This window comes from Herbaspirillum autotrophicum, from assembly GCF_001189915.1.
GTDB classification, from domain to species: domain Bacteria; phylum Pseudomonadota; class Gammaproteobacteria; order Burkholderiales; family Burkholderiaceae_D; genus Herbaspirillum; species Herbaspirillum autotrophicum.
In genome coordinates this window covers 1-3,800 of record NZ_LFLS01000074.1, presented here as the reverse complement: position 1 = coordinate 3,800, position 3,800 = coordinate 1, and the positions used below count along the sequence as shown (strand labels likewise).

The window sequence follows — 3,800 nt, the reverse complement described above, 5'->3', positions numbered from 1 at the left end:
AATCAGCACGCATCGCATCACTGCTGCTCGCCCCAATAAAACCTCGCCCCATCTGCGTAAAGGCGTTGAGGGTCCCTCCAACGAACTGCCCTGCCATTTGTGCGGCTGTCGTGTCCGATCCCATGACGCCAAGACCGTAGTAATCGTTCGGGTCTGCATAACCGCGTCGGAAATCCGTCAACCACTGAGGATCGGAAGCCCCCAACAATCCCATTGCAGCAGCATTGGCAATGGTTGGTGCAAGGTCACGATTATCCGTTTTGGAGGAAACAACAACATCCACCATATGCAAACCATCTATACCTGCGGCACGCGTAACTTCTCGTGCAGCGGGATCGATTTCAAGACCCGACCCACGTGTACCGACGAGCTTGTCGCCATATTCATATACACGCAAAGGACCGTTAGATACATCCTCATGCGTTCCAGTTGAATTCAGCCCTTCATAACCGTTACCTGCAGCCAGCAGGATATCGCTGCTACGATCCCGATTCCAGTTTCCAGCATTCGCAAACACGTCGTTAATTAATGGGACGTTGGGATTGTTCCCCGTCTCGGTCCTCACTTGCAACAACGGATTACTCATCCGTCGGTTCGCCATATCCCGCTGGAAGTCCAATCCGTCGTTATCTGATTGGGTCTGTTGCAATTGCTGCTCCATCATACTGAGCGCGATACCGGCGCCCATCTGAGCCGCCTGCTGCAAAAACCCTTCCTTCAAACTCCCTCCCCTGACCAACGTCGACGCCATCCCGCTGGCGATCAGCGTGGCACCACTTCCCCAGTTCTGACTGTTCGCATACCCTCCGACCGCAGCACCAGCCGCACTAGCTGCTACCCCGCGCCAATTGAATGTATCCTGCCATCCTGCCGCCATAAAAATGCCTTGTGATAGCGCATCCGCCATCACAGCGTTTTGTACCGTCAATCCAGCCCCCTGACCCAGACCGCCCGTTATACCACCGCGGACTGCACCCATGCCGACAGCCTTCCAATCAAATCCACTTTGGACACCAACTATATTCCCGGCTACCTGCCCTGCCAGTGAGCCCAAAGCTCCGCCTATGGCACCAGCAATGACATACGAGCCGGCGGTATAAGCTCCAGCGGCACCTGCAGCCAACGTCCCACCGGCCGCTGCACCGCCTGCTGCTGCACCACCAGCAGCGGCACCTCCAGCCGTCGCGCCACCTGCTGCTGCCGTGCCTCCGGCAGCAGTCCCATAGTTTGCCAAATAGTATTGCTGCGAAACCACCGCGACCACAATCACGATGACGGCAATCAAAATGCCAATCCCTCCACATCCTCCCCCGCTATCCGAAGGCGGCGGCGGTGGTGGCGTCGGTGCCTTCGGCAAGGTCGGACTGGTGTCCCCCAGTGCCTTGCCCGGGTTGTACGGTTTGAAGGTGGCGCTGGTATTGTGGATATTGGCGACCTTGTTCGGCACCACCAAGGTGCTGTTGGCCGTCAGTGCATCACCCGGCTGCACACCGAGCAAGCCGTTGGCATCCGCCAGCAAATACCACAAGCCTGCATCACCCCACAGTGCCCGTGCCACACCTGCCAGGGTGTCACCGGTGCGTACCGTGTACATACTCGGAGCACCACCCGGATACTCACCGTTGATCGGTTGATAGCTTTGATCAAAGTCGGCCGCATTGCTCGGCGTGAACTTCTGATAGCTGCGTTCGCTGCCACCTTGACGTACATTCGCCAGTTCCTGCGCGTAGTCGATGCGTTCCACGCTGTCGTTGCCGACATCACCGACCCGATGCCCATCAAAGTAATAGTAGTTGTGTGAGCGGTTCTTGCTGGCACCATTGACCACACCGGTGGCCGGATCGAAACTGCCGCCGATCAATTCGTCACGCTTGAGCACTTGTCCGTCGGCATCGGTCCAGTAACGGAAGCTGCGGTTACCGCTCTCGTCACGTGCGTAGCTGCTGTGGCCATTGACGTCGTAACCGAACTGACTGAAGCCCGGTTGCCAGACCTGATGCCAGCTGTCTACCGTGGCATTCTTGGCTTGTATCGTCACACTGCTTTGCTTGGCGCTATCCCACAGTTGATACTGATAGGTAGTGCGCAACGTGGTTTCTTCACCATAGGTCTGAATCGCCGACACGGTGCCGTCTGCCATCAGTTCATAACGACTGCCCTTGTTCAACAACTGGTCATGCTCTTGCAGCATGCGGTTGTCTTTATCCCAGGTTCGTACGCTGTGCTGCAAGACTGTGCCATTGGCTTCGGTCGATTGATAGTCGGTGACCCGGCCGGCCAGATCGTTGGTGCGCAGTGTCCAGCTGCCATCACTCAACTGGGTCTTGGTCAGCAAGCCGCGGCCATCGTAATAGTAGGTTTCGTCGTAGGCCGCATGGTTGGCACTTTGCGCATAACTGGCCACATGCCGCAACCCAGCTTGGGTATAGGTCAGTTGCACACCATCCCCGGTGGCGCCGCGCACCACTTGTACATTGGTGGCATTGGCCGCTGTCGCCCGCGCTCCGCTCAGTTGTCCCATGCTGATGGTGAACCGGTTCATGCTGTCGTAGCTGTACCAGTAATCCTGTTCAGCCAGTTTGCCGCCGACACCATCCGAGTACACGCTGTAGACACGCCGGCGGTTGCCCACGGCATCATATTCATAGCTGATGTTGTAGCGCGGGTCACTGATATTGATCACCCGGTTCAGGGCATCGTAGCGAATCGTCTGTTGCTGGAACGCCAAGGCACCGTTGTTGGCCAGATAGCCTTCAAATGTGCGGTTGCCGTTGTTGTCGTATTCATAGGTGGAGGTAGTGCCAACACCGTGATCCACCACATTCTTGAGGTAGCCATTGCCGTAGTAGCTGTAGTCGATGTTCTGACCGCTGGTGCCGGTTTGTTTGCTGATCAGCCCCGCCCAGTTATAGGTATACGTAAAGACATGACCACCCAGATCGGTGTGCTTGAGCACGCGGTTGAACACATCCAGATCATCCACCATGGTGTTGCCGTTGGCGTCGGTCATGGTCCGGCGCCAGCCGCCGCTTTGCAGTGTACCGATGCTGCCGATGGTGTTGTCCCAGGTATAGCTGTAGCTGGTGACACGACCTTCGGCCGTGACCGTGGCGGTCACCCGTCCCAGACTGTCGTAACGCGTGGTGTCGCGGTAGCCCAATCCATTGGTGTGCGCAATGCGCTGACCATTGATATCGTATTCGTAGGAATCAGAACTCTTGACACCGGCACTGACGGTGCTGTCCATGCGGATCAGGCGGTTGTTCTTGTCGTAGACGTATTCGGTGCGCCAGTTGTCTTCATTGATGGTCGCCGTCAGATTGCCGAAGCCATCGTATTCATTGGTCTTGACGCCGCCATCGGCATGCCATTCCTTGCCGATACCGGCGCCATTCCAGACTTGCGTAGTGAGGTTGCCATTGGCATCCTGCATGCCGACCTGGGCGCCATTGAGATCGTAATAGTAACGGGTCTGTGCCTGCGCTCCGGTCTGGATATAGCCGTTTGCCAACGTGATATCGGTAGCCGCGTCGCGCTTGAGGACCAGCTTGCCCAGAGCGTTGTATTCGAAGCGGGTGGTGTTGCCGTTGCCATCCGTTTCGGCTACCACATTGCCGAAGGCGTCATGCTCCTGCGTGCGAATGATTTGCCGTTCGCTGCGAATCTGACTGGCGTCATCCAGGGCAATGATCCATTGGATGTCGACGTTGCCGGTATTGTCGTTGCTATTGTTGTTGGGTCGGAAGTAACCATTGCTGGTGCCGACCAGGGTGCCGGCCGCATCCAGCACATCGTAGGCG

1 protein-coding gene is annotated in these 3,800 nt (G+C 57.0%); it reads right to left on the bottom strand.

From position 1 onward, the window contains the following. The coding region (locus AKL27_RS26790; RefSeq protein WP_198156105.1) for a LysM peptidoglycan-binding domain-containing protein at positions 1 to 3,800 on the bottom strand (3,800 nt) is incomplete at both ends.